General features: G+C 53.3%; 1 rRNA gene. It reads left to right on the top strand.

Annotated features, from left to right (window positions below):
- Window positions 1-169: 169 nt before the first annotated feature.
- Window positions 170-240, top strand: a 16S ribosomal RNA gene (locus tag QSK45_RS38255); the annotation flags it as partial.

Raw genomic sequence — 240 nt, 5'->3', positions numbered from 1 at the left:
GCCAAAAGTCAACGCCAGATATGTTGATACCCCGTCCATCGGATCACCGATGGTCGAGGTTCCTTTGAAAAAACACAGCGAGGACGCTGTGAACGATCGGACTATTCCTCCGGTCGTTCCGCTCTTCGGGGTGTCTCACCGGCTGAATTGTTTTTCGGCCGAGTAAACATTCACGGAGAGTTTGATCCTGGCTCAGGACGAACGCTGGCGGCGTGCTTAACACATGCAAGTCGAACGATG

The sequence above is a fragment of the Streptomyces hygroscopicus subsp. hygroscopicus genome (assembly GCF_030269125.1).
GTDB lineage: Bacteria > Actinomycetota > Actinomycetes > Streptomycetales > Streptomycetaceae > Streptomyces > Streptomyces hygroscopicus_C.
Note: the sequence above shows the minus strand (reverse complement) of the source record. Positions and strands in the feature narration are given on the sequence as shown.